The organism is Allobosea sp. R86505 (genome assembly GCF_042466375.1).
In the GTDB taxonomy this organism is placed as follows: Bacteria; Pseudomonadota; Alphaproteobacteria; order Rhizobiales; family Beijerinckiaceae; genus Allobosea.
In genome coordinates this window covers 3,836,931-3,862,798 of sequence record NZ_JAXHPY010000001.1, presented here as the reverse complement: position 1 = coordinate 3,862,798, position 25,868 = coordinate 3,836,931, and the positions used below count along the sequence as shown (strand labels likewise).

26 protein-coding genes and 1 tRNA gene are annotated in these 25,868 nt (G+C 67.7%); 9 read left to right on the top strand and 18 right to left on the bottom strand.

The genetic code is table 11. The features are described 5' to 3' along the window. Window positions 1–57: 57 nt before the first annotated feature. The 8 genes from SJY11_RS18595 to cyoA all read right to left on the bottom strand — a co-directional run bounded on the left by SJY11_RS18595 (window position 58) and on the right by cyoA (window position 8,120). Complete coding sequence (locus SJY11_RS18595; RefSeq protein WP_376988233.1) at window positions 58–1,170, bottom strand: endonuclease/exonuclease/phosphatase family protein; 1,113 nt, start codon at window positions 1,168–1,170, stop codon at window positions 58–60. A gap of 143 nt (window positions 1,171–1,313) precedes the next feature. Further along, window positions 1,314–1,847, bottom strand: coding sequence for a response regulator transcription factor (locus SJY11_RS18590; protein WP_326906698.1), 534 nt, complete (start codon window positions 1,845–1,847; stop codon window positions 1,314–1,316). Then, window positions 1,844–3,091: an ATP-binding protein gene (locus SJY11_RS18585; RefSeq protein ID WP_376988232.1), complete on the bottom strand. Its 1,248-nt coding sequence runs from the start codon at window positions 3,089–3,091 to the stop codon at window positions 1,844–1,846. Before SJY11_RS18585 ends, SJY11_RS18590 begins: the two co-directional genes overlap by 4 nt. A 40-nt stretch (window positions 3,092–3,131) precedes the next feature. Further along, window positions 3,132–3,890: an SURF1 family protein gene (locus tag SJY11_RS18580; RefSeq protein WP_376988231.1), complete on the bottom strand. Its 759-nt coding sequence runs from the start codon at window positions 3,888–3,890 to the stop codon at window positions 3,132–3,134. Then, window positions 3,887–4,270 (bottom strand): cytochrome o ubiquinol oxidase subunit IV, encoded by a 384-nt coding sequence (gene cyoD, locus SJY11_RS18575; RefSeq protein WP_376988230.1) that lies wholly within the window; start codon window positions 4,268–4,270, stop codon window positions 3,887–3,889. The genes SJY11_RS18580 and cyoD overlap by 4 nt, the downstream gene beginning before the upstream one ends. Further along, window positions 4,267–4,899, bottom strand: coding sequence for a cytochrome o ubiquinol oxidase subunit III (cyoC, locus tag SJY11_RS18570; RefSeq protein ID WP_376988229.1), 633 nt, complete (start codon window positions 4,897–4,899; stop codon window positions 4,267–4,269). Before cyoC ends, cyoD begins: the two co-directional genes overlap by 4 nt. Before the next feature lie 4 nt (window positions 4,900–4,903). After that, entirely contained in the window at window positions 4,904–6,910 is a 2,007-nt protein-coding gene (cyoB, locus tag SJY11_RS18565; RefSeq protein WP_376988228.1) for a cytochrome o ubiquinol oxidase subunit I, read from the bottom strand. A gap of 13 nt (window positions 6,911–6,923) precedes the next feature. After that, entirely contained in the window at window positions 6,924–8,120 is a 1,197-nt protein-coding gene (cyoA, locus tag SJY11_RS18560) for a ubiquinol oxidase subunit II (protein ID WP_376988227.1), read from the bottom strand. Between the two features lie 174 nt (window positions 8,121–8,294). Between cyoA and SJY11_RS18555 the strand changes: the two genes are divergently transcribed. Beyond that, entirely contained in the window at window positions 8,295–9,626 is a 1,332-nt protein-coding gene (locus SJY11_RS18555; protein ID WP_376988226.1) for an MFS transporter, read from the top strand. Between the two features lie 40 nt (window positions 9,627–9,666). On the opposite strand, the gene SJY11_RS18550 is transcribed toward SJY11_RS18555, so the two are convergent. From SJY11_RS18550 to SJY11_RS18530, 5 genes are all read right to left on the bottom strand, one after another. Then, on the bottom strand, window positions 9,667–10,296 hold the full coding sequence (locus SJY11_RS18550; RefSeq protein ID WP_376988225.1) for a pyridoxamine 5'-phosphate oxidase family protein: 630 nt from the start codon (window positions 10,294–10,296) through the stop codon (window positions 9,667–9,669). Between the two features lie 10 nt (window positions 10,297–10,306). Next, a complete protein-coding gene (locus tag SJY11_RS18545) occupies window positions 10,307–10,774 on the bottom strand; it encodes a nuclear transport factor 2 family protein (protein WP_376988224.1) in 468 nt (155 codons plus the stop codon). A 127-nt stretch (window positions 10,775–10,901) separates the two neighbouring features. After that, window positions 10,902–11,864: an MBL fold metallo-hydrolase gene (locus SJY11_RS18540; RefSeq protein ID WP_376988223.1), complete on the bottom strand. Its 963-nt coding sequence runs from the start codon at window positions 11,862–11,864 to the stop codon at window positions 10,902–10,904. Between the two features lie 109 nt (window positions 11,865–11,973). Next, window positions 11,974–12,453, bottom strand: coding sequence for a YHS domain-containing (seleno)protein (locus SJY11_RS18535; protein ID WP_376988222.1), 480 nt, complete (start codon window positions 12,451–12,453; stop codon window positions 11,974–11,976). Window positions 12,454–12,497: 44 nt separating this feature from the next. Next, complete coding sequence (locus tag SJY11_RS18530) at window positions 12,498–13,049, bottom strand: carboxymuconolactone decarboxylase family protein (RefSeq protein ID WP_069054581.1); 552 nt, start codon at window positions 13,047–13,049, stop codon at window positions 12,498–12,500. Between the two features lie 117 nt (window positions 13,050–13,166). Here SJY11_RS18530 and SJY11_RS18525 point away from each other — a divergent pair, with 117 nt between their 5' ends. Then, entirely contained in the window at window positions 13,167–14,072 is a 906-nt protein-coding gene (locus tag SJY11_RS18525) for a LysR family transcriptional regulator (RefSeq protein ID WP_376988221.1), read from the top strand. Between the two features lie 120 nt (window positions 14,073–14,192). Here the strand turns inward: SJY11_RS18525 and SJY11_RS18520 are convergent. Then, window positions 14,193–14,267 (bottom strand) — tRNA-Val (locus SJY11_RS18520). Window positions 14,268–14,304: 37 nt separating this feature from the next. Further along, on the bottom strand, window positions 14,305–15,018 hold the full coding sequence (locus SJY11_RS18515) for an HAD family hydrolase (protein WP_376988220.1): 714 nt from the start codon (window positions 15,016–15,018) through the stop codon (window positions 14,305–14,307). A gap of 158 nt (window positions 15,019–15,176) precedes the next feature. Here SJY11_RS18515 and SJY11_RS18510 point away from each other — a divergent pair, with 158 nt between their 5' ends. From SJY11_RS18510 to SJY11_RS18490, 5 genes are all read left to right on the top strand, one after another. Then, window positions 15,177–15,548, top strand: coding sequence for a hypothetical protein (locus SJY11_RS18510; protein WP_376988219.1), 372 nt, complete (start codon window positions 15,177–15,179; stop codon window positions 15,546–15,548). A 141-nt stretch (window positions 15,549–15,689) separates the two neighbouring features. Beyond that, window positions 15,690–17,141, top strand: coding sequence for an NAD-dependent succinate-semialdehyde dehydrogenase (locus SJY11_RS18505; RefSeq protein ID WP_376988218.1), 1,452 nt, complete (start codon window positions 15,690–15,692; stop codon window positions 17,139–17,141). Window positions 17,142–17,264: 123 nt separating this feature from the next. Next, complete coding sequence (gene rpiA, locus SJY11_RS18500; RefSeq protein WP_376988217.1) at window positions 17,265–17,966, top strand: ribose-5-phosphate isomerase RpiA; 702 nt, start codon at window positions 17,265–17,267, stop codon at window positions 17,964–17,966. A gap of 239 nt (window positions 17,967–18,205) precedes the next feature. Further along, on the top strand, window positions 18,206–18,742 hold the full coding sequence (locus SJY11_RS18495) for a DUF2059 domain-containing protein (protein ID WP_376988216.1): 537 nt from the start codon (window positions 18,206–18,208) through the stop codon (window positions 18,740–18,742). A 120-nt stretch (window positions 18,743–18,862) separates the two neighbouring features. Next, a complete protein-coding gene (locus SJY11_RS18490; RefSeq protein ID WP_376988215.1) occupies window positions 18,863–19,930 on the top strand; it encodes an SDR family oxidoreductase in 1,068 nt (355 codons plus the stop codon). Here SJY11_RS18490 and SJY11_RS18485 read toward each other — a convergent pair. From SJY11_RS18485 to SJY11_RS18475, 3 genes are all read right to left on the bottom strand, one after another. Next, window positions 19,911–21,410: a tripartite tricarboxylate transporter permease gene (locus SJY11_RS18485; protein ID WP_376988214.1), complete on the bottom strand. Its 1,500-nt coding sequence runs from the start codon at window positions 21,408–21,410 to the stop codon at window positions 19,911–19,913. The two genes, SJY11_RS18490 and SJY11_RS18485, sit on opposite strands and share 20 nt — an antisense overlap. 12 nt (window positions 21,411–21,422) lie before the next feature. Beyond that, on the bottom strand, window positions 21,423–21,902 hold the full coding sequence (locus SJY11_RS18480; protein WP_376988213.1) for a tripartite tricarboxylate transporter TctB family protein: 480 nt from the start codon (window positions 21,900–21,902) through the stop codon (window positions 21,423–21,425). Between the two features lie 98 nt (window positions 21,903–22,000). Continuing rightward, a complete protein-coding gene (locus SJY11_RS18475; RefSeq protein ID WP_376988212.1) occupies window positions 22,001–22,963 on the bottom strand; it encodes a Bug family tripartite tricarboxylate transporter substrate binding protein in 963 nt (320 codons plus the stop codon). Window positions 22,964–23,167: 204 nt separating this feature from the next. Between SJY11_RS18475 and SJY11_RS18470 the strand changes: the two genes are divergently transcribed. Both SJY11_RS18470 and gor read left to right on the top strand, forming a co-directional pair. Next, window positions 23,168–24,460 carry an O-antigen ligase family protein gene (locus tag SJY11_RS18470; RefSeq protein WP_376988211.1) on the top strand — a complete coding sequence of 431 codons (1,293 nt, stop codon included), beginning with the start codon at window positions 23,168–23,170 and terminating at the stop codon, window positions 24,458–24,460. Next, window positions 24,453–25,820: a glutathione-disulfide reductase gene (gene gor, locus SJY11_RS18465; RefSeq protein ID WP_376988210.1), complete on the top strand. Its 1,368-nt coding sequence runs from the start codon at window positions 24,453–24,455 to the stop codon at window positions 25,818–25,820. The genes SJY11_RS18470 and gor overlap by 8 nt, the downstream gene beginning before the upstream one ends. Window positions 25,821–25,868: the final 48 nt, after the last annotated feature.

Here is a 25,868-nt window from a genome sequence, read left to right as displayed (position 1 = left end):
GTCAGCTCCCGTCAGGGGCCGACGCCGCAGGGAAGGGCGACCGCCGTCCGGCCGGCGTCAGAGCGCGAGATCGACCCAGAGTGCGGCATGGTCGGAGGCGGCATCCTCGGGGCGCTTGAGCTCCGCATAGGCCTCCCATTTCCGGGGCCGCACGCCGGGCCACATCCCCTTTCGGAAGATGCCCCCGCCCGTCACCGTGGCGAACAGGGCCGGCGACAGCAGGATGTAGTCGATCTTGTTGGCGGCGGAGCTGGCGCCATAGGTACCCGGAAACCCGCCATCGTCGAAGCTGGGGTGGGCGGAGATGTCCTTGAGCGAGGAGCCTTCGACCAGCGGCTGCAGCGGCGCGCTGCCGGGCGTGTCGTTGAGATCGCCCATCACTGCCACGTGCTCGACTCCGCTCGCGATCAGCCCCTGATAGATCGCGGCGACGCGCTCGGCCTGGGCCCGGCGCCGCGCATTGGAACTCGCCTGGCTGCCGAAGCCCTTGCTCTTGAAGTGGTTGACCATCACCACGAGCCGCGCCCCGCCCGGCGTCGTCAGCTCGAACTCCGGGCAGTCCCGCGAGAACACCGGCACGCCCGCCGGCGTCAGGTCGTCGACATGGCTGCGCATCGCGCCGATCGGATAGCCCGAGCGGGTCATCAGCCCGACATCGATGCCACGCTCGTCATTGCCGTCGATCAGCATGACATGCCGGAAGGGCTGGCCGCCGACCGCCGGCAGGATCTCGCGGTTGAAGGCGGACAGCACCGGGCGGCTTTCCGCCTCGACCACGCCGAGCACATCCGCCTGAAGGTCCGCCATGACGCGCGCCGTGTTGCGCATCGCATGCTCGTTGATCGGCTCGTCGCGCAATTCGAGCGAGCCAACCCAGTCGGCGCGGCCATCGGCGACGATCTCGATGCCGCCGGTCTTGGGGCGCTTCAGCAGCCCGCCGCGGTTCCGGCGCAGCAGCACGAACGGCCCGGTATCGGACCTCTCCATTCCGAGTTCGGCGATCAGCGCGGCCATGCGCGCCTTGTCGGCGGTGCTGTAGGAGACCTGGCCGAGCAGGGTGTTCAGCGCCGCGAACCGTTCCAGCACCGGGCGGCCCTCGGCCCAGCTTTCGAGGTTCATTGCCTTGGCGCGGTCGAACAGGTTTTCGACATTGTAGACGGCAAGCCGCATCGCATCCTCCCCCCAGGGTTGAGACGTCGTCGTGGGCAGTGTCCGTGAGCGACGTGACAATCGCGGGAAGACGGCAGCCGAACAAGGCCGGAAAGGGCTGATTCAGCCGCTTCGCCGTCATATATTTGCGTGCGCGCCCGGCCTCAGGTCAGCCGGCGCTTCTCCAGCTTCCGCGCCAGCGTGCGCCGATGCATGCCCAGCCGCCGCGCCGTCTCGGAGATGTTGAAGTCGCTCTCCACCAGCGTCTCGTGGATGCGCTCCCATTCCAGGTTCTTGAGCGAGGTCTGGCGCTGGGTCAGCGGCACTTCGGCATCGCCGTCGGTCTTGTCGAAGGCGGCCTCGATGTCGTCGGTATTGGCCGGCTTGGCGAGGTAGTGGCAGGCGCCGAGCTTGATCGCCTCCACCGCCGTGGCGATGCTGGCGAAGCCCGTCAGCACCACGATCTTCATCTCCGCATCGCGCTCGTGCAGCAGGCGGACACATTCCAGTCCCGAGCCGCCGACCACCTTGAGATCGACCACGGCGTAGCCCGGCGTCACCGTCTCGAGCAGGTCCCGCAGGCTCTCGATGCCATCGCAGGCTTCCACCAGATAGCCGCGCCGCTCGAAGGAGCGGCGCAGAACTGGCGCGAAGGCCGGGTCGTCCTCCACGATCAGCAGCGTCTTGTCGTCGCTCATCGGGCATCCTCCTCGGAGACCTGTACGGGCGAGAGGGCGGCGAGGGGCAAGGTCACGGTGACGCAGGCGCCCCCGCGGTCGCGGTTGCGGGCGTTCAGCGTGCCGCCGAACTTGCGCATGACGTTGCTGACGAGGAACAGGCCGAGCCCGCCGCCTGGCCGCCCCTTGGTCGAGCGGTAAGGCTTGCCGAGCCCGGCCAGAATGTCGGGCGGGAAGCCGGGCCCTTCGTCGGCGACGATGATGGCGAGGTCCTCGCCCCGCCGCTCGACGCGCACCGCCATCGCCTGGGGCGAGGCCTCCTGCGCGTTGTCGAGCAGGTTGCCCAGCACCTGCCTGAGGGCGGGGTCGGAGACGATGGGCTCGTCGGGGGTGAAGGCGTTGGCATAGTCGAGCCGCATCGGCGCCCGATGCGAGCGCCATTGCTCGATCAGTTCGTCGACGAAGGCGCGCGCGGTGGTCCAGCCCGGATTCTCGGCACGGGTCTCGCCCGAGGACATCAGGATGCCGGAGACGATCGTCTTGCAGCGGTCGAGTTGGGCCTGCATCTCGCCGATCTCGGCGATCAGCTCCGGCTCGGACTTGAACACCGGCATCCGGCGCCAGTCGTTGACGATGACGGACAGGGTCGAGAGCGGCGTGCCGAGTTCATGGGCCGCCCCGGAGGCAAGCAGGCCCATCCGGACGATATGGTCCTCCTCGACCGCGCGCTGGCGCAGATCGGCGAGCTTCTCGTCACGCAGGCGCAGATTTCGGCTGATCCGCTGCAGGAACAGCACGAGAAGTCCGGCGGCGATCAGGAAGCAGACGAAGACGCCCTGCAGATAGAGCCGCGGCACGCCGTCATCGAGCGCGACCGGCAGCGCGAGCGGCCGATGCGCGCCCATCAGCGCGACGAAGCCGAGGCTCGCCAGCCCTACCAGGACCCAGGTCGACCAGCGCTCGAGCAGCACCGCCGCGAGCCCGATCTGCAGCAGATAGAGCGAGATGAACGGGTTGCTGGCGCCGCCGGCGAGATAGAGCTGCGTCGTCAGCGCGCCGAGATCGAACAGCAGCGCGCCGAACAATTCGCCATTGCGGACATCGGCCGCGACGCGGCGATGGCGCAGGAGGCTCGCCAGGTTGAGCAGGATCAGCAGAAGCAGAACCAGCATCATCTCGCCGAGCGGCAGGGTGATGCCGAGGATGCGGTCGACGAAGAGGATCGTCACCACCTGTCCGCCGACGGCGAGCCAGCGCAATTGCACCAGCAGCAGCAGGTTCGTCTGGTTGGTGGTGTCCTGGAACCTAATCGGCCTGCTCCCGTACCCGCCGCAGCCTGGATTCGTGGCGTAGCACGAAGCCGAGAGCGCCCGCGAGCATGACCGCCAGCGCGAACCATGTGGCCGCGTAGACGAGATGGTTGTCCGAAAACCGCACCACCGTCAGCCCGCCCACGGGAAAGCCGCCGGGATTGGGCGTGGCGTCGGCATCGACGAAATAGGGCGCGACCGGCGACAGGCCGCGCGCGGCGGCGATGGCCGCGACGTCGCGGGAATGCCAGCGGTCCTCGGCCGGTGCGTTCGTTCGGAGGAAGCCGCCGCCGGGCTCGCTGAGCCGCAGCAGCCCGGTGACGGTGACAGTGCCCTCCGGCAGGGCCTGCGCACGGCTGGCGCGCTCGCGCCGCTCCGGCGGGACGAAGCCGCGATTGATCAGGACCGTGAAGCCGGCCTCGGTGACCAGCGGCGTCAGCACCCAGGAGCCGGCGCCGCGCTCCGTCACGGCCTGGACCAGCGCCTCGCGGTCATGCAGGAAGCGGCCGGTCAGCGCCACGCGGGTGTATTCCGCCTGCTCGATGTCGGGCCAGGCGGCAGGCCCCGGCGCGGCGACGGGGGCGGCATGGATGCGGGCCTCGACCCGCTCGATCAGCGCGCGCTTCCAGAACAGCCGCTCGACCTGCCAGACCCCGAGCCGCGCAAAGCCGGCGATCCCCGCGAGCGCCAGCAGCGCGACGAGGACGAGCGTCGCGCGGGACCGCGGCGCGCGGGCCGCGGCGGCGGAGGTCACGGCATCTGCCTCATGTCGTGCACCGGCATCATGTTGGTGTTGAGGTGGTACATCACCCATAGCGACCCGGCGAGCGTGATCACCACGACGATCACGGTGAAGACCAGCGCCAGCAGCGTCCAGCCACCTTCGACGCGGCCGTTCATGTGCAGGAAGTAGATCATGTGCACGACGATCTGGACGACGGCGAAGCCCATCACCACGAAGCCGGTGAGCTGATTGTTGCCGAGCGCGCCGGACATCACCAGCCAGAACGGGATGGCGGTGAGGATCACCGACAGCCCGAAGCCGGTCATGTAGCCGCGGAAGGAGCCATGGGCCTCGTCCTCGGGATGGGGCTCGTAACCCGGCTGGTGCTGGGCGTTCGTCTCGGAGCTCATCGCAGCATCCCCATCAGGTAGACGAAGGTGAAGACGCCGATCCAGATGACGTCGAGGAAGTGCCAGAACATGCTCAGGCACAGGAGGCGCCGGCGGTTGGCGGTGATGAGCCCGTGCCGCGCGACCTGCACCATCAGCACCGTCAGCCAGACCAGGCCGAAGGCGACGTGCAGCCCGTGCGTGCCGACCAGCACGAAGAAGGAGGAGAGGAAGGCGCTGCGCTGCGGCGTCGCGCCGAGCGAGATCAGGTGGTGGAACTCGTAGAGCTCGATCGCGAGGAAGGCGAGGCCGAACAGGCCCGTCACCGCCAGCCAGCCCTGCGTCGCCGCGACCTTGCCCTTGGCCATCTCCAGCATGGCGAAGCCGAAGGTGATCGAGGAGAAGAGCAGCATCGCGGTGTTGATCGCGACGAGGTTGAGGTCGAACAGGTCCTTCGGCGCGGGACCCGCCGCATAGTTTGCCCCGAGCACGCCGTAGATCGCGAACAGGATCGCGAAGATCAGGCAGTCGCTCATCAGATAGAGCCAGAAGCCCAGCGGCGTGCTGTGGCCCTCGGGATGCGGGTGCTCGTCCTTGAGATAGAAGACGGGCGCGTCGCCGCCCTGCGGAACGGTCATCGTCGATGCCATGATGTCAGGCCCCCGATCCCGCGAGGAGGCGGGTGCGTGCGTTCTCCGCGGCGACGACCTCTTCTGCGGGAATGTGGAAATCGCGGTGGTAGTTGAAGCTGTGGCCGATCGCGACCACCAGGATGCCCGCGAAGGACACCGCCGCCAGCCACCAGATGTGCCAGATCAGCGCGAAGCCGAGCGCCACCGAGATTCCCGCCAGCACGAGGCCGGTCGGCGTGTTCTTCGGCATGTCGATCGACTTGAAGCCCTCGACCGGGCGGACATAGCCGCGGCGCTTCATGTCGGTCCAGGCGTCGTTGTCGTGCACCACTGGCGTGAAGGCGAAGTTGTAGGCCGGGGGCGGCGAGGACGTCGCCCATTCCAGCGTGCGCCCGTCCCAGGGATCGCCGGTGAGGTCGCGCAGCTCGTCGCGCTTCCAGATGCTGTAGGCGATCTGGGCGATGAAGCTGACGATGCCGAGCAGGATCAGGAAGGCGCCGAAGCCGGCGATGATGAACCAGATCTGCAGCGAGGGATCGTCGAAGACGCGCATCCGCCGCGTCACGCCCATCAGGCCGAGCACATAGAGCGGCATGAAGGCGAACAGGAAGCCGAGCGTCCAGAACCAGAAGGAGAACTTCCCCAGCAGCGGGTGCAGCCGGAAACCGAACGCCTTCGGCCACCAGTAGATCATGCCGGCGAAGAGCCCGTAGAGCACGCCGCCGATGATGACGTTGTGGAAATGCGCCACCAAAAACAGGCTGTTGTGCAGCACGAAATCGGCCGGGGGCACGGCGAGCAGCACGCCGGTCATGCCGCCGATGACGAAGGTCAGCATGAAGGCGATGGTCCACATCATCGGCAGCTCGAAGCGGATGCGGCCGCGATACATCGTGAACAGCCAGTTGAAGATCTTCGCCCCGGTCGGGATCGAGATGATCATCGTCGTGATTCCGAAGAAGGAATTCACGCTCGCGCCCGAGCCCATCGTGAAGAAATGGTGCAGCCAGACCAGGTAGGACAGGATGGTGATCACCACCGTCGCATAGACCATCGAGGTGTAGCCGAAGAGGCGCTTGCCCGAGAAGGTCGAGACGACTTCGGAGAAGATGCCGAAGGCCGGCAGGATCAGGATGTAGACCTCCGGATGGCCCCAGATCCAGATCAGGTTCACGTACATCATCGGGTTGCCGCCGAAGTCGTTCGTGAAGAAGTTGGTCCCGACATAGCGGTTGAGCGTCAGCAGGGCGAGCACCGCCGTCAGAACCGGGAAAGTCGCCACGATCAGCACGTTGGTGCACAGCGAGGTCCAGGTGAACACCGGCATCTTCATCAGCGACATGCCGGGGCAGCGCATTTTCACGATCGTGCAGATCAGGTTGATGCCTGAGAGCGTCGTGCCCACGCCTGCGATCTGCAGCGCCCAGATATAATAGTCGACGCCGACCTCCGGACTGTAGGAAATCCCCGAGAGCGGCGGGTAGGCCAGCCAGCCCGTGCGCGCGAACTCGCCGACGAAGAGCGAGATCATCACCAGCACCGCGCCGGCCGTCGTCATCCAGAAGCTGAAATTGTTCAGGAAGGGGAAGGAGACGTCGCGCGCGCCGATCTGCAGCGGCACGACGTAGTTCATCAGCCCCGTCACCAGCGGCATGGCGACGAAGAAGATCATGATCACGCCATGAACGGTGAAGAGCTGGTCGTAGTGATGGGCGTTGAGATAGCCCTCGGACCCGTTGAAGGCGATCGCCTGCTGGATGCGCATCATCACCGCGTCGGCGAAGCCGCGCAGCAGCATCACCAGCCCGAGGATCATGTACATGATCCCGATCTTCTTGTGGTCGACGCTGGTCAGCCAGTCGCGCCACAGCCAGCCCCAGAGCCGGTAATAGGTCAGCGCGCCGACCACCGCCGCGCCGCCCAGCACGACGACGGCGAAGGTCGCGACCAGGATCGGCTCGTGGATCGGGAAGGCGGCGAGCGAAAGCTTGCCGAAGATCGGGGAGGTGGCAACGGAAGCGTCGGTCACGGGGATTCTCGCTTCAGGACTGTGACGAACGGGCGAGGCCGAGCAGCTCGGTGAAGGTCTGCGGCCGGCGCGGCGTCAGGGGGGCGAACGTCATCGGGGGAACCGCCAGGCCCAGGCCCCGGATCGGGGTCAGGTCGCGCGGGGTGGTGTCGGGCGGCGCCACCGCCATCATGGCCTTCGCCTCCTCGACCGTGCAGATCGAGGCGATGTAGCGCGGCTCCTCGCCGAAGGGCGCCGCGTTGCCGCCGCGGCGCGAATACTTGTCATAGGCCAGCGGCAGCGTCGTATGCAGCCCGGCGAGGCCGAGCCCCCCCTTGGCGTCGAGCGCCATCATCTCGCTCATGCACATCTTGCCGGGCTGGACGCAGAGATTGCGGATGGCGTCGAACAGCCGCGGCTCGGTCGCGCCGAAGCGCTGCACCGCGACGTTCTCGCTCGGCCGCTCGAGCCGCAGATAGGCGGCGCGGTCGAGCCGGGCTTCGCTCTCTCTGTTCTTGGCGACCCAGCCCTCGAAATCGCCCTCGCTCATGCCGAGGAAAGCGAAGCGCATGCCGGAGAAGCCGGCGCCGCTGTAATTGGCCGAGAAGCCCTGATAACGGCCGGGCCGGTTGATCACGGCATGGAGCCGCGTCTGCATCGCCGGCATCGCGTAGATCTGGCCCGCGAGCGCCGGGATGTAGAAGGAGTTCATTACCGAGGAGGAGGTGAGCTTGAAATGGATCGGCCGATCGACCGGCGCGGCGAGCTCGTTGACGGTGGCGATGCCCTGCTCGGGGTAGATGAACAGCCATTTCCAGTCGAGCGCGACGACCTCGACCTCGAGCGGGCGGGTGGTCGCCGGCACCGGCTTGCCGGAGGCGATCCGGTCGAGCTTGCGGTAGGGGTCGAGCAGATGCGTGCCCATCCAGGTCAGCGCGCCCAGCGCGATGATGATCAGGAGCGGCGCCGCCCAGATCACCAGCTCGAGGCCGGTCGAATGGTTCCAGTCCGGCTTGTAGGTCGCCTCCTTGTTGGAGGCGCGGTAGCGCCAGGCGAAGAACACCGTCAGCGCCATCACCGGCACGATGATCAGCAGCATCAGCACCGTCGAGATCACGATCAGGTCGCGCTGCTGCGCGGCGATGTCGCCCGATGGCGCCATGACCACGAGGTTGCAGCCGCCGAGCGCGGCGAGCAGGGGAAGCAAAGCGAGGACACGCAGGGGGCTCAAGGCAGACACCTTTCGCTGATCGGCTTGTCCGGAGAGCTAGCTGCGGTGCAGCGAAGGTAACATTGGACAATTTGCCCAATGCCGCCCGCAGGCCCGATGGGGCACTAGGACCGGTGCCGCGGCAGGGTGCGACGCACCATGCCCTCATGAGACCGATGCGCGACGGGACAGATCATGGCTCAGATGCCGACCACGGCGGAACGCGACGCCAGCCATCTCAGCGAGAGCCATGGCGAGGTGAACCCGGGCGAGATGGCGATCGGCGTCATCATCGGCCGCACCTCGGAGTTCTTCGACTTCTTCGTCTATGCCATCGCCTCGGTCATCGTCTTCCCGAAGCTGGTCTTCTCCTTCGCCGATCCGCTGACCGGCACGCTGTATTCCTTCGCGATCTTCGCGCTCGCTTTCATCGCGCGCCCCTTCGGCACGGTCCTCTTCACCGCGATCGACCGCAAGGCGGGCAAGAGCGCCAAGCTGACGCTGGCCCTGTTCCTGCTGGGCACCTCGACCTGCGCCATCGGCTTCCTGCCGAGCTATGACAGCATCGGCGCGGCCTCGATCTGGCTGCTCGCGCTCGCCCGCATCGGCCAGGGCATCGCGCTCGGCGGCACCTGGGACGGGCTCGCCTCGCTGCTCGCGCTCAACGCGCCGCAGCGCCATCGCGGCTGGTATGCGATGATCCCGCAGCTCGGCGCGCCCTTCGGCCTGATCGTCGCCAGTGGCCTCTTCGCCTTCTTCGTCGGCAATCTCTCGGCCGAGGATTTCTACAGCTGGGGCTGGCGCTACCCCTTCTTCGTCGCCTTCGCGATCAATGTCGTGGCGCTCTTCGCCCGGCTGCGCATGGTGGTGACGCCGGACTACCAGAACCTGTTCGAGACGCGCGAGCTCCAGCCGACCAAGATCGTCGACACGCTGCGGGCCGAGGGGCGCCATGTCGTGATCGGCGCCTTCGCCCCGCTGGCGAGTTTCGCCATGTTCCACATGGTCACGGTCTTCCCGCTCTCCTGGGTCTTCCTGTTCACCAAGGAGGGGCCGGCGCGCTTCCTCGTCATCGAGGCCGCGGGCGCGGTCTTCGGCGCGCTCGCCATCGTCGCCTCGGGCCTGATCGCCGACCGGATCGGCCGGCGCGCGCTGCTCGGCGGCTGCGCCATCGCCATTGCGGTCTTCAGCGGCTTCGCGCCGCAGCTGCTCGACGGCGGCCTCATGGGCGAGCTCGTCTTCATGATCGGCGGCTTCATCCTGCTCGGCCTGTCCTTCGGCCAGTCTTCGGGCTCGGTCGCCTCCGCCTTCTCGCCGACCTATCGCTACACCGGCTCGGCCCTGACCTCGGACCTCGCCTGGCTCTTCGGCGCGGGCTTTGCGCCGCTGGCGGCGCTGCTGCTCTCGACCCAGTTCGGCCTGATCTCGGCGGGCGCCTATCTGCTCTCCGGCGCCGCCGTGACGCTGCTGGCGCTGCGCCTCAACCGGCGCTGGGAGATGCGCCGGGCCGATGAGGGGCGCGGGTGAGGCGGGGTGCGACAGCCGCGCTGCGGCGCGCCGGAGGGCGCTAGCGGAGTGTGGCGAGATCGGCCTTCAGTCGCGCGACTTCCAACTCCAGGAGGCGGATGCGGTCGTCTCGGTCGGCAAGGGCCGCTTCCACATCGGCGGCCTCAAATCGCTGCGGGATATGCTGCGGGCAGTTGGCGTCCCAGGCCGTGATGGTGAAGAGCATGATCTGTTCGGGGCGCGCGCTGTACCCGTCCGGCATCAGCTGCGCGGTCAGATCGGCGTCACCCTCGACGACGCGAGCCTCGCCCCAGATCTTGATCCGCCGTTGTTGGGCGTAGTCGATCAGGAACAGGTAAGCTTTCGGATTGTCCGCGAGGTTTCCTTGGGAAATGTACTGGCGATTGCCGGAAAAATCCGCGAAGCCGAGGGTCTTGCTGTCGATGACCCTCAGGAATCCTCTGGGGCCGCCGCGGTGCTGGATATAGGGTTGGCCATCCGCATTGGCGGTGCCGAGGAAAAAGCTCGTCTGGGCTTCCACGAACGACTGCAGCGCCGGTGTGACCTGCGTCTGCCACGAGCCGCCGGCTTCCATCCGCGCATAGCCCGTGCGTGACCCCTTGCGTTGCTGGATGGCTTTGACGGTCGGCGTGAAGGCGATGTCGCTGGAGACAGCGTTACTCATTTTCATGGTCACCTCCCTAGAGTCCGAGATCGCTCAGGGACGGGTGTTCGTTGGGTCTGCGACCCAGCGGCCAGTGGAACTTCCGATCCTCCGTCCGGATCGGCATGTCGTTGATGCTGGCATGGCGACGCCGCATCAGGCCGTCCGGGCTGAACTCCCAGTTTTCATTGCCGTAGCTGCGGAACCAGTGGCCGCTGTCGTCGTGCCACTCGTAGGCGAAACGGACGGCGATCCGGTTGCCGTCGAAGGCCCACAGTTCCTTGATGAGCCGATAGTCGAGCTCGCGCGACCATTTGCGCTCCAGCATGGCCACGATCGCGTCCCGGCCGACCGGAAACTCGACGCGGTTGCGCCACAGGCTGTCGGGCGTATAGGCGAGCGCGACCCGGTCGGGCTCGCAGGAGTTCCAGGCATCCTCGGCCAACCGGACCTTCTGGGTGGCCGATTCTGCCGTGAACGGGGGCAAGGGAGGGCGGCTTGTCATGGGCACCATCACGAAAAGGAAAAGGGGACATTCAGCGGTAGCGGTGGCTATGCGTCGGCCGTGACATCGATGACCGGCTTGCCGAAATGCCGGGCCGCTTTGAGCGCGCCATAGGCCGCTGGCAAAATCAGAGCGCGTATTCCCAGTCGGCTGGCAGCCAGCGCAGTCCGCTGCCATCCTTCACGATCCGGCCGAGGCCCGGGAACGGCATGTGCGTCGCGGCCAGGAGGGACTTCTCGGCTGCGGCCTTCGGGAAAAAGCGGGCGCGGGCCGCGTCCGCTGCCGCCTTGTCCTGCTCGAAGAGAATCCCGAGGCCCGGGATGGCCGGGTGCGCGGCGGGATGGAACAGCATGTCCGCCACGAGCAGCAGGCTGTCCTTGCCGTCCTCGATCCGCACGCCGACCTGGCCCGGCGTATGGCCGCCCAGATCGAACACCGACAGGCCGCGCGCAATCTCGCGGTCGCCATCGATGCGCTGCAGGCGCGGATAGAGCGCAACCACCTCCCGGGACGTCGCGAAACTGCTCTTCAGCAGGTCCGGGGCCGCATTGGCTTTCGCGGCGTCGGTGAAGTGATTGATGTCGCGCCGGTCCACATAGATCTCGGCAGTCGGGAAATTGGCGCGTCCGCCCGCGACGAGGCCCGCGATGTGGTCGACATGCATGTGCGTGACGATGACCGCGTCGATCTGTTCGGGCTTGACGCCGATCGCCGCCAGAGCGGCGGGGAGCCGCCCGGATGTCTTGCTCACGGTCCCGGCAGGGCCGGCGTCGACCAGAACGAGTTGGTCGCCATCGCGAATGAGCCAGACGGTGAAGCCGGAGCGGACCCCCGTCGGGCGGGCGGCGAAGAACGAGCTCACGGCCTGCTCGACCGCTGCGGGAGGCGCTCCGGTGAACAGGGAAAACGGAAAGTCGATGAAGCCGTCCGACAGGAACGTCACCTCGAACCGGCCGACCTGGATCCGCGCCAGGGGAGCGATCGAGGGGAGTGCGCTCGTGCCGCGGGCGGGTGCGAGGGTCGGCAGCGCCGGAACGGCCGCTGCAGCGAGCAGGGTGCGGGCAAAGGCCCGGCGGGAAAGATCGATCATGGTCGACGTCCTTGTCTGGCGCTGGGGCCGGGCCTTGCGCGGCTGAAAGAAGGGGACACGCGGCAGCCCGCGCAGGGCGAGATCGCCGCGTGTCGGTTTCTCGGGCTGCTTACTGGTTGAGCTTCGGCCAGTTCTGCTCGGCCTTCGCGACGAGGGCGGTCTGGTCCGCCTTGAACAGCTTCAGGATGTCGCCGTTGAACACGACAAACAGCTTGCCATCGGTGATCGTCCAGCCATCGGCGGGATCGATGTCGAAGAGCTTTCCGTTCGCCACGCCCCAGGCACAGAAGCCGCCGTACTGGGGCAGGTATTTCGCGGGTTCCTTCTCGAAGGCCGCCTTGTGGGCGGCATTGGCAAAGCGCCAGGTCAGCCCCGCATTCGTCGCGGTGATGGTTTCAAGCCCCTTCTGGGCCTTGCCGCCCGTGAAGTACGCAACCGGATCATAGCCCTTGAGGCCGAGGCCGGCGTACATCGAGTGCGGCGATCCGCCGGTGCGCGATTGCGCGAGGGCAGGGGATGCCAGGCTCGCCCAGGCGAGCCCGAGGGCGGCGGTGGCCAGCGCGGTCCGGCGCGACGAGATCATGGTCATGGTGGTTCTCCTGTTGTCTGGGGCGTCTTCGGGCAGGCTGCGCTTCAGGCGGCCTTGCGGGCGGTGACGACGGGGAAATCGATGGTCGTCTCGGCGACGCTGTTGACGTAGTTCGTCCAGGTGTTCAGGGCGACGTGCAGCACGATCTCGACGATCTGCGCGTCGTCATACCCTGCGGCCTTGATCGCGCGGACGTCGTCGTCGCTCACATGGCCCCGTCGACGGACGACCTCGGCGGCGAAGCGCAGGGCGGCATCGGCCTTGGGATCGTTCGATGCGCCGCTGCGATTGGCGGTCATCTCGGCATCGTCCAGCTTGGCCATGTTCTTGCCGATATAGGTGTGGGCCGAGAGGCAGTAGTCGCAGCCGTTGATCTCGGCGACGGCGAGAGCGATCCGCTCGCGCGTCGGGGCAGGCAGGGTGCCCTTGCCCAGGGCACCCGACAGGCCGAGATAGCCTTCCAGGGCGGCGGGGCTGTTCGAGACGAGGCGAAACAGGTTCGGCACGACGCCGATCTGCTTCTTGACGGCTTCGAGAAGCGGCTGGGCGGCAGCCGGCGAGGCTTCGATGGATGCGGGGATGGCAAGGCGGGGCATGGTCGGTTCCCTTCACGGCGCGGCCGGAACGGCCTGCTGTCCATGGAGGTAGCCCCTTCCAAATTCACCCGGCAGTCGGCAATATCGAAAAGGATTCTCCCAGAATTTGGAAGAGACATGGATCGTCTGGAATCGATGTCGATCCTTCTCGAGGTCGTCAAAGCGGGCAGCTTCTCTGCGGCAGGGCGAAAACTCGGCGTGCCCCTTGCCACGGTCAGTCGCAAGATCTCGGATCTCGAAACCTTCCTGGGGACCCGCATCTTCAATCGGTCGACCCGGCAGTTCGCGCTGACCGAGGCGGGCTTGACCTATGTGGAGGCCTGCGAGCGGATTCTGGAGGAGTTGCGAGAAGCGGAGAAGGCCGTCGCGGGTGAATACAGAGCGCCGCGCGGGAATCTCACGATTGCCTCGCCGGTGGTCTTCGGACGGATGCACCTCGTCCCGGTGGTCGTCGAGTTCCTCAACGCCTACCCCGACATCGATGTCCGCATCGTGCTGGCGGATCGTGTGCCGGAGCGGATGATCGATCTCGTCAGGGAGCATATCGATCTGGCCGTCCGGATCGGACGTCTGCCGGACAGTTCGATGCATGCGTCGAAGATCGGCACGGCGCAGTTTACCGTCTGCGGAAGCCCGCGCTATTTTGCCGAGCGGGGCACGCCGTCGGATCCCGATGATCTGGATTCACATCTTTGCGTGACCTTCGAGGGACTGAATTCGCCCACCGGATGGAACTATGTCCGGGACGGGGTCGAGCTCGTCGCGCCCATTCGGTCGCGGCTCATCGTCAATACCGCGCAGGCGGCGATCGAGGCTGCCGCAGCAGGTTTCGGCATCACGCGGGTGCTATCTTATCAAGTCAAGGATCTGATTGAATCTGGAGAAATGATATCGATATTGAATCAATTCATGCCGAAACAATATGATGTCAATATCGTTTACGCAAATCAACCGAACCTGCCGCAGAAAATCAGAGCCTTCATCGATTTCTCCGGTCCGCGGTTGAAGTCTCGCTTGGCTTAGGTCGCCGCGAAAGGTCTCTTTGCTTCGTTCATGGCGTTGGCGTGGCCCGGTCGGTAGACCAGCCGCGACCTGAGCGCGTTATGATCGGACGGGAGACACGGCTGGTTGAGCAAAGGAAAATGGTGGGCGACACAGGGATCGAACCTGTGACCACTCCCGTGTGAAGGGAGTGCTCTACCGCTGAGCTAGTCGCCCGCACCGGCGCCTCTCCTAGTCGGCGCGCGCCGCGTCGTCAAGAATGCGCGGCGACGTTCGCAGCCGTGGCGGCCCCGGCCGCGCCCAGCACCTGCCGCACGGCCGCGGGCAGGGCGTCGAAATGCTGGATGACGACATCGGGCTCCAGCGTCTCGATCGGCACATCGGTATAGCCGAAGGGCACGCAGATCGTCGGGATGCCGGCGGACTTGGCGGTGGCGATGTCGGTGCGCGAATCGCCGATCATCACGGCGCGCGCGGGATCGCCCCCGGCGGCCTCGATCGTCAGCGTCAGATGGCGCGGATCGGGCTTGTGGAAGGGGAAGCTGTCGCGCCCGGCGACCAAAGCGAAGCGCGGCGAAATGCCGAAATGGTTGAGGATCAGCCGCGTGTGCAGGATCGGTTTGTTGGTGCAGACGGCGAGCAGATAGCCCTCCGCCGCAAGCTGATCGAGCGCGCCGAGCACGCCGTCGAAGAGATGGCTGTGGGAGGCGACATCCTCGGCATAAATCAGCAGGAAATCCTCGAACAGCCGCTCCAGCGTCTCCTCGTCGAGCGGCCGGCCCGAGACCTTGAAGCCGCGGGATATCAGAGCCCGCGCGCCGGCGCCGACCAGTTCGCGCGCCCGCTCCAGCGGCAGGGCCGGAAGCCCCTCGCGCACCAGGATGACGTTGAGCACGCGCATGATGTCGGGGGCGGTTTCGGCGAGCGTGCCGTCGAGATCGAAGACGACGATCGGGGGCAGGGTCATGGGAAAGGCCGCTCCTGGCGCATAGGTCGCAGCGCATAAACGGGTTCGCCCCGCATTTGGCAAGGCGCCGGGCCGCCATCCCGGACTGCCGGGCGGATGCCATCATCGCCTCCGGCATTGATGCTATCGTGCCGGCGATTCGTGGAAGGAACCGTATCGTGTCTCGATCCCCCGGACGTTTCGTCACCCTGGCGCTGGGTCTCTGGCTGTCGCTGGCCGGTGCCGCCGTCGCCGCGCCCTTCGATTTCGCACCCGCGCCCCAGACCGACCTCAATCGCGTCTACCGCATCGACAAGGCGACCGGTGAGGTCGCCGCCTGCCAGTTCCAGCTCAAGGAGGGTGGTGTCGGCGTCACCGTCTGCTTCCCGCCGGGCGAGGGCGCCGGCGCGCAGGCGCCGAGCGACTACACGCTGATGCCCTCGCGGCACGAGCGCGAGGGCGGCATCTTCCGGGTCAATATCCGCACCGGCGAGATGAGCATCTGCTACGTCTTCGACGACAAGACGGTCTGCACGCCCCAGGCAAAGTAGGGCGCTTGCAACATTAGGCCATGGCGGGCCGGTAAAACCGCAGGACCTATGGCGGGCATGCATCCGCCTGCGGTCGTCAGCCGCGCGGGCCGCATGCTAGACCACGTGACGACATTCCCTTTCGCGTCACGGAAGCCCGCCATGCTGAAGCTGAACGATCCCTCCCTTCTCAAGTCGCAGTGCCATGTCGACGGCGCCTGGATCGGCGAGGGCGTCGATGCGGTCGACAACCCGGCCACCGGCGAACTGCTGGCGAAGGTGCCGCGCTTCGGGGTGGACGAGACGACGGCCGCCGTGGAGGCCGCCTCGCGCGCCTTCAAGCCCTGGGCGAAGAAATCAGCCAAGGAGCGCTCGATCATCCTGCGCAAATGGTTCGACCTGATCATGGCCAATCAGGAAGACCTGGCGCAGATCATGACCGCCGAGCAGGGCAAGCCGCTGACGGAATCGCGTGGCGAGGTCGCCTATGCAGCCTCCTTCGTCGAGTTCTACGCGGAAGAGGCCAAGCGCATCTATGGCGAGACCATTCCCTCGCCCTTCCCGAATTCGCGCATCATCATCCAGAAGCAGCCCGTCGGCGTCTGCGCCGCGATCACGCCCTGGAATTTCCCGGCCGCGATGATCACGCGCAAATGTTCGCCGGGGCTGGCCGCCGGCTGCACCTTCGTGGTCAAGCCCGCCCCCGACACCCCGCTGACGGCCTTTGCCCTGATCGAGCTCGCCATCCGCGCCGGCTTCCCGAAGGGCGTGCTCAACATCGTCACGGGCGATGCGGTCGCGATCGGCAAGGTCATGACGACGCATCCCGCCGTGCGCTTCATCGGCTTCACCGGCTCGACGCCGGTCGGCAAGCTTTTGATGCAGCAGGCGGCGTCCACCGTGAAGAAGGTCGGGCTCGAGCTCGGCGGCAACGCGCCCTTCATCGTCTTCGACGACGCCGATGTCGACGCCGCCGTGCAGGGCGCGATCACGGCGAAGTTCCGCAACATGGGCCAGACCTGCGTCTGCACCAATCGCCTGTTCGTGCAGGACGGCATCCATGACGAGTTCGTCGCCAAATTCGCCGGCGAGGTCGCGAAGATGAAGGTCGGCAACGGCACCGAAATCGGCGTCGTCCAGGGCCCGCTGATCAACGAGCGAGCCATCGAGAAGGTCGAGCGCCATGTCGCGGATGCCGTCGCCAATGGCGCCAAGGTCGTGGTCGGCGGCAAGCGCCATGCGCTCGGCCGCACCTTCTACGAGCCCACCGTGATCGCCGGCGCCACCACCACCATGCTGATGACGCGCGAGGAGACCTTCGGCCCCGTCGCGCCCGTCTACCGCTTCAAGAGCGAGGACGAGGTCGTCGCGCTCGCCAACGACACGCCCTTCGGGCTCGCCGCCTATTTCTACACGAAGGATCTCGGCCGCGCCTTCCGGGTCGCCGAGGAGCTCGAATACGGCATGGTCGGCATCAACTCGGCCATGCTCGGCACAGAGGTCGCCCCTTTTGGCGGCGTCAAGGAATCGGGCCTCGGCCGCGAGGGTTCGCTCCACGGCATCGAGGAGTTCGTCGAGATCAAATACATGCTGATGGGCGGCCTCGGGGCTTGAACCGGGCCGCGACCGCCGTCATTGCGGGGAGCGGAGCGACGAGGCCATCCGGGGGCGGCAGAACGCCATGTCCGTTGGGTGCCTTCGCTGCGATCGCACTGACGTCTATCTGAGGACAATACCATGAGCCCCGACGATCTGAAGAAGCAGGCCGCCGCGCGCGCACTCGAACTGGTGACACCGGGCATGCGGCTAGGCCTCGGCACGGGCTCGACCGCGAAGCACTTCGTCGACCTGCTCGGCGCGCGGGTCGCGGAGGGGCTCGACGTCCTCTGCGTCTCAACCTCGGAGGTCACGGAGGCGCAGGCGCGTGCGCTGTCGATCCCGATGTCGACGCTGGACGAGACGCCGGAGCTCGACCTCACCATCGACGGCGCCGACGAAGTCGACCGCGAGCTTCGCCTGATCAAGGGCGGGGGCGCCGCCCTGCTGCGCGAGAAGATCGTCGCGGCCGCCTCGGCCCGCATGGTCGTGATCGCCGACGACACCAAGCTGGTCGAGCGGCTCGGTCGTTTCCCGCTGCCGATCGAGGTCGTGCCCTTCGGCCTCGAGGCGACGCGCCGTGCCGTCCTTGCGGCGATGGCGACCGCCGGCGCGCCGGGCGAACTCGTGCTGCGTCGCCGGCCGGACGGGAGCATCCTGCTCACCGATGGCGGCCATTACATCCTCGACGCCCATCCCGGAGTGATCGTCGATCCGGAGGGCCTTGCGACGGCCCTGTCCGCCATTCCGGGCGTGGTCGAGCACGGGCTGTTCCTCGGCCTCGCCAGCGCCGCGATCCTCGCCGGCAAGGATGGGCTGATCGTCCTGGGCAGCCTCGACTGAAGCCTGCCCGCTGCGCTCGCCGGGCCGCCGCATCGGCTCGCAAACAGCGCACGCGACATCGCATCGCCGCATTATGGCTTTCCACTCGGCACCGTCATGCTCTATGGAAACCCGCGATGCGCGTCTGCGGCATCGGCTCCTCCCGCGAGTCGGGCGGCGCCGGGCATGACCGGGACGTCAGGGATCGCTTGCCCCGCACGGCGCGGCCTTCCATTCTCGAACACAGCGCGATGCGGCGCATGACGAAGGGGCTTTGCATGATCCGTCACCACCTTGCCGGCGCGGCCGTCAGCCTGGCGCTTCTGCTCGCCGGCCCGGTTCAGGCGCAGACGGCAGCGCCGCAGGCCAAGGCCGATATTCCGCAGAGCTGGCTCGAGGCGGGCCGCGACGTCGTCATCGTGTCCGGCCTGGCCGAATCCTTCGAGTCGATCTATCTCGAATTCCGCGAGCGCGTGACCCAGGCGGTCGGCACCACGCGCCCCGAGATCCGCAAGGACATGGAGCAGATCATCGAGGACCTCCGGCCTGAAGCCGATAAGAAGCGCCAGGAGATCATCGCCTCGGCCGCCTATATCTTCGCCAAGCGCATGAGCGAGGCCGATCTCAAGGAGGTCGCCGCCTTCTTCCGCTCGCCGGTCGGCCAGCGCTACAACGCCATGCGCCCGCGCGCGATCGACGAGATCTTCGCGCTGCTGCAGCCCTGGAGCCTCCAGACGAGCAATTTCCTGTTCGATCGCTTCAGCGAGGAAATGCGCAAGCGCGGCCACCAGCTCTGAGGCCGGGCGTTCGCGCCTGGTCAATCGAAGCCGCCGGTTAGCGCCGGCGGCTTTTTTGATGCCGCCTCCCTTCGCTTCAGCTTGGGATGGCGCGTGCCGGCGAGCGGCAGGGAGCCCCGCATGGACAGACCACCCGTTCTCGTCACCGGCGGCTCCGGATTCCTTGCCGGCCACTGCATCCTCGCCTTGCTGCAGGCGGGCCACCGGGTGCGCACCACGCTGCGCTCGCCCGCGCGGGAGACCGGCCTGCGCGCCGCGCTCGTGGCGGCCGGGTGCGATCCGCTGGACCGGCTCGCGGTGGTGCAGGCCGATCTCCTGCAGGATGCCGGCTGGGACCGCGCCGCGTCCGGCTGCTCCCATGTGCTCCACGTCGCATCGCCGCTCTCGGCCGCTGCCCCCAGGCACGAGGATGAACTGATCCGTCCCGCCCGCGAAGGCACCCTGCGGGTGCTGAGGGCGGCGAAGGCCGCAGGCGTCGGCCGGGTGGTCCTGACCTCCTCCTTCGCCGCGATCGGCTATGGCCGCGTCCTCTCGCGGCCCTTCTCGGAAAGCGACTGGACCGACGCCGCGGCTGAAGATCTCGCTGCCTATCCCAAGTCGAAGACCCTCGCCGAGCGGGCCGCCTGGGACTATGTCGATGGTAAGGGCAGGGGTCTCGAACTCGCCGTGATCAACCCCGTCGGCATTTTCGGGCCGCTGCTCGGCCCCGATCTGTCGGCCTCGATCCTGCTGGTGAAGAGCATGCTGGAAGGCCGCCTGCCGGCCGTGCCGCGGCTGATGTTCGGCGTCGTCGATGTTCGCGACGTCGCCGACCTGCATCTGCGCGCCATGACGCACCCGGCCGCCGCCAATGAACGCTTCATCGCCACCGCGGGCGACTTCTTGACCATGCAGGAGATTGCTCTGGCCCTGCGCGAGCGGCTCGGCCCGGCGGCGGCCCGCGTCTCGACGCGCGTGTTGCCGGACTGGCTGGTGCGGCTCGTCGCCGTCTTCAGCGCCGCCGCGCGGCAGGCTGCCACGCCCGAACTTGGCCGCCGCAAGACCGCCTCCAGCGCCAAGGCGCAGGCCATGCTGGGCTGGGAGCCGCGCGCCGCCGCCGACGCGCTGGCGGCGACGGGCGAGAGCCTGATCCGGCTGGGGCTCGTCGGCGCGGGCCGCCGGGCGGCTCTCAGTCCTCGCTCGCCTTGAAGCGGTTCAGCCCCTTCATCACGAAGGGGGCGACCAGGGCGATGAAGGCCAAGGTCAGCAGCGTCGCCGAGATCGGGTTCTCGAGCAGGATCATCGGGTCGCCCAGGCTGATCTGCAGCGCGCGACGCAACTGCGCCTCCGCCATCGGACCCAGGATCAGCCCGACGACCATTGGCGCGACCGGATAATCGTAGCGCCGCATCAGATAGCCGAGATAGCCGAAGGCGAAGAGCAGGCCGAGTTCGACCGGCGAGGCGTTGACCGCGAGCGTGCCCATCGTGGCGAAGACCAGGATGCCGGCATAGAGCCAGGGCTGCGGCACGGCGAGCAGCTTCACCCACAACCCGATCAGCGGCAGGTTGAGGATCACCAGCATGACGTTGGCGATGAACAGCGAGGCGATCAGCCCCCAGACCAGATCGGGCTTCTCGGCAAACAGCAGTGGCCCGGGGTTCAGCCCGTATTGCTGGAAGCCCGCCAGCATGATGGCCGCTGTTGCCGAGGTCGGCAGGCCCAGCGTCAGCAGGGGCACCAGCACGCCGGCGGCCGCGGCGTTGTTGGCGGCCTCCGGCCCTGCGACGCCTTCGATCGCGCCCTTGCCGAACTCGTCGGGGAATTTGCAGAGCTTCTTCTCGGTCGAATAGGAGAGGAAGGTCGGGACCTCCGCGCCACCCGCCGGCAGCGCGCCGATCGGGAAGCCGAAGGCGGTGCCGCGCAGCCAGGGCGCCCAGGAGCGCTTCCAGTCCTGCTTGCTCATCCACAGCGACCCCTTGATCGGGACGATCTCCTCCGGGTCGCGAAAGCGCTTGGAGGCGACGAAGAGCGCCTCGCCCACCGCGAACAGGCCGACCGCGAGCGTCGTCACCTCGATGCCGTTGAGCAGTTCCGGCACGCCGAAGGTCAGGCGCGCCTGGCCGGTCAGCTTGTCGATGCCGACGAGCCCGAGCGTGATGCCGATGAACAGGCTGGTGAGCCCACGCAAGGGGGAATCGCCGAAGGTCGCCGAGACCGTGACGAAGGCGACGATCATCAGCGCGAAATAGTCCCAGGGGCCGAACTTGATCGCGACCTCGACCAGCCACGGCGCGAGGAAGGTCAGCCCGATCGTGGCGATCAGCCCGGCGACGAAGGAGCCGATCGCGGCGGTGGCGAGCGCGGGGCCGCCACGACCGGCCTTGGCCATCTTGGAGCCTTCGAGAGCGGTGGCCATCGAGGCGCTCTCGCCGGGCGCATTGAGCAGGATCGCGGTCGTCGAGCCGCCATACATGCCGCCATAATAGATGCCCGCGAACATGATCAGCGAGCCGGAAGGGTCCAGCTTGAAGGTGACGGGCAGCAGCAGCGCCACCGTCAGGGCGGGACCGATGCCCGGCAGCACGCCGACCGCGGTCCCGAGGAAGACGCCGACGAGGCAGAAGAGCAGTTTGGATGGCTCAAGCGCGACGCTGAAGCCATTGAGGAGCGCAAGGGTGGTATCCATGGCCGGCGGTCCTCAGAGGAACAGGCGTTCGAGAGGCCCGGCCGGCAGCAGCAGGGTCAGGAGCTTGGCGAAGACCAGGAAGATCGCGAGGCCGAGCACGAAGCCGATCGCCGCATCCACCGCCAAAGCGCGGCGGCCGAAACCACGCGCCGTGCAGGCGAACAGGATGGTCGTGGCGAGGGTGAACCCGGCGCCGAAGGCAATGCAGGCGATCAGACCGACGAGGCCGCCGACGATCCAGAGCAGGGCGCCACGATCAGCCGCCTCGGGTTTGGGCAGGCCATCGCGGAACGCGACGAAGAGATGCGCCAGCCCGAGCAGCACCAGCCCGACGCAGGCGACATAGGGCATCGCCGTCGGGCCGACGCCGTAATTCGAGGTGATCGTCTGCTGGGAAGCGTCGTAATAGACCACGCCTGCCACCGCCAGCAGCAGCAGGCCGACGACGAGGGCGGGCCGGTCGGCGCCGCGTGCCGGAGTGTCGTTCGTCATGGCGGGTCCATCGTCGGCTGATCGGGCAGCGGGGGCTGCAGAGGCAAAAAAGGGGGCCGATCGCCGGCCCCCTCGTCAGGGTTGGCTTGGGGTCGGCTTCACTTCACCAGGCCGACATCCGCCATGACCTTGGCGACGCGCACCTGCTCCGCCTTCAGGAAGGCCTCGAATTCGGCGCCGCCGAGATAGGCGTCGTCCCAGCCGCGGGCCTTGAGGATCTCGGCCCATTCCTTGGACTTCGCCATCTTGCCGATCGCCTCGGACAGGACCTTGGTCTGATCGGCGGATAGGCCGGGAGGCGCCACGACCGAGCGCCAGTTCATCAGCTCTAGATTGACGCCGCCTTCCTTGAGAGTCGGGGCGTTGGGCGCATTCGCCAGACGGGCCGCGGACGAGACGCCGATGACGCGCAGCTTTCCGGCCTTGATCTGGCCTTCGAACTCGCCATAGCCGGAGATGCCGGCGGTGACGCGTCCGCCGAGCATGGCGGCCAAAGCCTCACCACCGCCCGAGAACGGGATGTAGTTGATCTTCTTGGGGTCGCCGCCGGCGGCCTCGGCGAAGAGCGCCGCCAGGATGTGGTCGGCGCCGCCCGCCGAGCCGCCGGCCCAGGTCACCTTGGCCGGATCGGCCTTGACCCGCTCGGCCAGGTCCTTGGCGGTCTTGATCGGCGAGTCCGTCGGCACCACGATGACCAGCGCTTCGGCGGTCAGCCGCGCGATCGGCGTCGTCTGCGACAGGTTCACCGGCGACTTGTTGAGCAGGATCGCGCCGACCATCACGAAGCCGTTGACCATTAGCTGCGAGCCGTCGCCCTTGGCGTTGATCAGCTGCGCGAGGCCGATCGTGCCGCCGGCGCCGGTGACGTTGGTCACCTGCACGCTCTTGGCGATGCCCGACGCGGTCAGCGCCTGCTGCATCGAGCGCGCGGTCCCGTCCCAGCCGCCGCCGGGCGAAGCCGGCGCCATGATCTTCAGTTCGAGTTGGGCGAAGGCGGCCGTTGAAAGCCCGGCAACGGCGACGGCGACGAGGGCGCCGCGCTTGAGAATGGATGACAACATGGTGTTCCTCCGCTCGCGGATTGGTCCGCGCAATTCTTGGGTGACGCCGCCAGTGGCACTTCGCCGCGTCCGCCGTCAATTGCGCCCGATTGCACAATCGCGAGTCAAGATATTTCGCGGCTGGGGCATGCCGAAGCCGCGATCGGGGGCCCGCACAGCGCGAATCACTGGTGGGACAGGATGCGATGGCGTAATCGCTGCGGCATGAATCTCACCGTTCTTCCCGGCGCAGGCCTGCGGCGTATCGAGGGTCCCGTTCCAACGCGGCTCGCTGCGCTCGGCACGGGTCTGCTGGTCGCCATGCCGCTGGTGATGTGGATCGCGAACCGCTCCGCGCCGCTGGTCCTGGCGCTCGCCGCGGTCGCCTTCGTCGCCGCGGGGCTGACGGCCGAGGGCTGGCGTCCCGCCTGGCGGCGCCTCGTGATGATCCTGCGCAGCCCGATCGGGCTCGCGCTCGTCGGTTTCATCCTTCTGGCCCTGATCTCGCTGGCCTGGAGCCACCGCCCTGCTCAGGGGCTGGCCGCCTGGGGCGAATTCGTCCTGCCGGTGGCCTGCGGCGCCGCGATCATGGCCTCGGGCCGGTTTCGTCCCGACCGTCTCGTCGTCCGGGCGCTCGCCGGGGCGATCATCGTCGCCATCGTCTTCATGATGGCCGAACTGGCGACCGGGCTGTCGCTGCGGGCGACGCTCGAGATCGGCCGATCCCAGAGCTACATCTTCAACCGCCCGGTCCTGACCTGCCTGATGCTGTCGGCGGCGGCCTATGCTCTGCTCCGTGGCGGGGCGGCCGTGACCCGATGGGACGCGGCCTTGTGCGCGCTGCTCGTCCTGGCACTCGGCTGGGCCTGCTTCGGTTCCGACAGCGGCGCCGCCGGGCTCGGCTTCCTCGTGATGGTCGGTGTCGGCCTGACCGCCCGGCTCGCACCTCACCTCGTGCTCGCGGCCGTTGCGGCGGGCTTCGCCGCCACGATGGCGCTGGCGCCGGTGGCGGGCCGCCTGGGGGACGCCGTGCTCCCGGCCTCCCTGCACGAGCGCCTCGCCGGCTCCCACTCGCGCGACCGCGTCGACATCTGGCTCTCTTTCGGCGAGGCGGCGCTGGCGCGACCGGTGTTCGGCGCGGGCTTCGGCACCTCGCCGACGCTCGACCGTCACCCCGTTGCGATCGAGGTCTCGCCACCCCGTCGCACCCTTCTCGCCGTCGGCCATCCTCACAACGCACCGCTCCAGGCCTGGGTCGAGACGGGTGCGCTCGGCGCGCTGCTGCTGACCTTGGCCGGCCTGGCCTGCCTGGCGCGCCTGCGCCGGTTCGCGGCGGCCGATCTGGCGCCGCGGCTGGCGCTCTTCGCCGGCGCCTTCGCCGTCGCGTCGGTGGCCCATGGCGCCTGGCAGGGCTGGTGGATCGCGGCGCTCACGGCTGCGGCCCTGTGGCTCTGCGCGCCGCCGCCCGCCGCCCTATCATCACCGCCAACCGAAGCTGAAGAGGCGCATCATGGCTGAGTTCGACGTCGATCTGTTCGTCATCGGGGCCGGCTCCGGCGGCACCCGCGCCGCCCGCATCGCAGCCGGCCACGGCGCCCGCGTGATGATCGCCGAGGAGGACCGCATCGGCGGCACCTGTGTCATCCGCGGCTGCGTGCCCAAGAAGCTCTTCGTCTATGCCAGCCGCTTTGCCGAGGATTTCGAGGACGCGACGGGTTTCGGCTGGACCGTACCCAAGCCGAGCTTCGACTGGCCGACGCTGCGCGATGCGGTCGCCAATGAGGTCTCCCGGCTTTCCGGGCTCTACCGCAAGGGCCTCGACGGCGCCGGCGTGACCATCCGCGAGGAGCGCGCCACCGTCGTCGATGCCCACACGGTTCGCCTCGCCGAAAGCGGCGAAACCATTCGCGCCCGCCATATTCTTGTCGCGACCGGCGGCTGGCCCGCCTTCGACCCGCCGATCCCGGGTGGCGAACTCGGCATCTCCTCCAACGAGATCTTCCATCTGCCGAGCCTGCCGAAGCGGATGCTGGTCGTCGGCGGCGGCTACATCGCGCTCGAATTCGCCAGCCTCTTCGTGCGGCTCGGCGTCGAGGTCACGGTGCTGCACCGCGGCGACAATGTCCTGCGCGGCTTCGACGAGGACATCCGCAACCGCCTGCGCGACGCGCTCGAACATGCCGGAATTCATTTCCGCCTGGGCTGCACGGTTCAGCGCATCGAGCTATTGCCCGATGGCTGCCGCCGCGCCCATTGCGCCAGCGGCGATCCGATCGATGCCGACGTGATCCTGGTCGCGACCGGCCGGCGCCCGCACACGACCGGTCTGGGTCTCGCCGAGGCCGGGGTCGAGCTCGGTCCGGTCGGCGAGGTGATCGTCGATGGGAACTCCGGCAGCAGCGTGCCCTCGATCCACGCCGTCGGCGACGTCACCAACCGCGTCAACCTCACCCCCGTCGCGATCCGGGAGGGGCACGCCTTTGCCGACTCGACCTTCGGGAACAAGCCCTGGCAGATGGACCACGGCCTGATCGCCTCGGCCGTCTTCACCACGCCGGAGATCGGCACGATCGGCCTGTCGGAGGTCCAGGCGGCGGCCGGCGGGCGCGAGCTTCGCATCTTCGAATCCGCCTTCCGCCCGATGAAGGCGACCATCTCCGGCCGGGCCGAACGCATTTACATGAAGCTCGTCGTCGACGCGAAGACGGACAAGGTCCTCGGCGTCCACATCCTCGGCCACGACGCCGGCGAGATCATCCAGGCCGTCGCCATCGCCGTGACGATGGGCGCCACCAAGGCCGATTTCGATCGCACCATCGCGCTGCATCCGAGCGCGGCGGAGGAACTGGTGACGATGCGGACGCCGCGGGCGGGCTGATTGCATCGTGGCGGAAACGCGCCTATTCTAGAATTCGCGAACGAGCGT

Bases quoted from the DNA above. Each gene is read 5' to 3' on its own strand.
- SJY11_RS18545 (WP_376988224.1), bottom strand. From the start codon at position 10,774: ATGACAAGCCGCCCTCCCTTGCCCCCGTTCACGGCAGAATCGGCCACC.
- SJY11_RS18485 (WP_376988214.1), bottom strand. From the start codon at position 21,410: ATGGATACCACCCTTGCGCTCCTCAATGGCTTCAGCGTCGCGCTTGAG.
- SJY11_RS18495 (WP_376988216.1), top strand. From the start codon at position 18,206: ATGACGAAGGGGCTTTGCATGATCCGTCACCACCTTGCCGGCGCGGCC.
- SJY11_RS18540 (WP_376988223.1), bottom strand. From the start codon at position 11,864: ATGATCGATCTTTCCCGCCGGGCCTTTGCCCGCACCCTGCTCGCTGCA.
- SJY11_RS18530 (WP_069054581.1), bottom strand. From the start codon at position 13,049: ATGCCCCGCCTTGCCATCCCCGCATCCATCGAAGCCTCGCCGGCTGCC.
- cyoC (WP_376988229.1), bottom strand. From the start codon at position 4,899: ATGGCATCGACGATGACCGTTCCGCAGGGCGGCGACGCGCCCGTCTTC.
- SJY11_RS18515 (WP_376988220.1), bottom strand. From the start codon at position 15,018: ATGACCCTGCCCCCGATCGTCGTCTTCGATCTCGACGGCACGCTCGCC.
- gor (WP_376988210.1), top strand. From the start codon at position 24,453: ATGGCTGAGTTCGACGTCGATCTGTTCGTCATCGGGGCCGGCTCCGGC.
- SJY11_RS18505 (WP_376988218.1), top strand. From the start codon at position 15,690: ATGCTGAAGCTGAACGATCCCTCCCTTCTCAAGTCGCAGTGCCATGTC.
- SJY11_RS18595 (WP_376988233.1), bottom strand. From the start codon at position 1,170: ATGCGGCTTGCCGTCTACAATGTCGAAAACCTGTTCGACCGCGCCAAG.
- rpiA (WP_376988217.1), top strand. From the start codon at position 17,265: ATGAGCCCCGACGATCTGAAGAAGCAGGCCGCCGCGCGCGCACTCGAA.
- SJY11_RS18550 (WP_376988225.1), bottom strand. From the start codon at position 10,296: ATGAAAATGAGTAACGCTGTCTCCAGCGACATCGCCTTCACGCCGACC.
- SJY11_RS18490 (WP_376988215.1), top strand. From the start codon at position 18,863: ATGGACAGACCACCCGTTCTCGTCACCGGCGGCTCCGGATTCCTTGCC.
- SJY11_RS18525 (WP_376988221.1), top strand. From the start codon at position 13,167: ATGGATCGTCTGGAATCGATGTCGATCCTTCTCGAGGTCGTCAAAGCG.
- SJY11_RS18480 (WP_376988213.1), bottom strand. From the start codon at position 21,902: ATGACGAACGACACTCCGGCACGCGGCGCCGACCGGCCCGCCCTCGTC.
- SJY11_RS18555 (WP_376988226.1), top strand. From the start codon at position 8,295: ATGGCTCAGATGCCGACCACGGCGGAACGCGACGCCAGCCATCTCAGC.
- SJY11_RS18535 (WP_376988222.1), bottom strand. From the start codon at position 12,453: ATGACCATGATCTCGTCGCGCCGGACCGCGCTGGCCACCGCCGCCCTC.
- cyoD (WP_376988230.1), bottom strand. From the start codon at position 4,270: ATGAGCTCCGAGACGAACGCCCAGCACCAGCCGGGTTACGAGCCCCAT.
- SJY11_RS18470 (WP_376988211.1), top strand. From the start codon at position 23,168: ATGAATCTCACCGTTCTTCCCGGCGCAGGCCTGCGGCGTATCGAGGGT.
- SJY11_RS18590 (WP_326906698.1), bottom strand. From the start codon at position 1,847: ATGAGCGACGACAAGACGCTGCTGATCGTGGAGGACGACCCGGCCTTC.
- SJY11_RS18475 (WP_376988212.1), bottom strand. From the start codon at position 22,963: ATGTTGTCATCCATTCTCAAGCGCGGCGCCCTCGTCGCCGTCGCCGTT.